2 pseudogenes are annotated in these 382 nt (G+C 52.6%); one reads left to right on the top strand and one right to left on the bottom strand.

Going from position 1 to position 382, the window contains the following annotated elements:
• Nucleotides 1–256 (top strand): annotated as a pseudogene (locus tag EXE47_RS18310) (transposase); the annotation flags it as partial.
• Nucleotides 257–262: 6 nt separating this feature from the next.
• Here the strand turns inward: EXE47_RS18310 and EXE47_RS18305 are convergent.
• A pseudogene (locus tag EXE47_RS18305) lies at nucleotides 263–382 on the bottom strand (IS630 family transposase); the annotation flags it as partial.

The following is a 382-nucleotide window of genomic DNA, read 5'->3' as shown; positions in this document are numbered from 1 at the left end:
CATCATCCTCGACGACACGATCACCCACAAAGCCGGGGACGAAGTCCCCGGCGTCGGCCACTTCTACGATCACGCTGAAGGTGACACTGTCTGGGGCCAAGACCTCATCTACGCCTTCTACGCTGACGACAAAACCGCCTACCCACTCACCTTCCGCCTCTACGAAAAACAGGACGACAATGACCAAGACCACGACACCAGGTACGATCTCGCCCGCGAGATCGTCACCGAACTCGAAGACGAGGTAGGTGTCCCGTAATGATTAAGATAACATTCGAAAGTCAAGGAACTGTTCACACCACTTCTTTGCGAAGCTGACGCGTTTCGTTATTTTCTCAAAAGTTTCCTGAACGAGGTCTTTGAATTCCGCTTCGCTCTCAAC

Origin of the sequence: Halorubrum sp. GN12_10-3_MGM (assembly GCF_005435235.1) — an archaeon.
GTDB lineage: Archaea > Halobacteriota > Halobacteria > Halobacteriales > Haloferacaceae > Halorubrum > Halorubrum ezzemoulense.
Note: the sequence above shows the minus strand (reverse complement) of the source record. Positions and strands in the feature narration are given on the sequence as shown.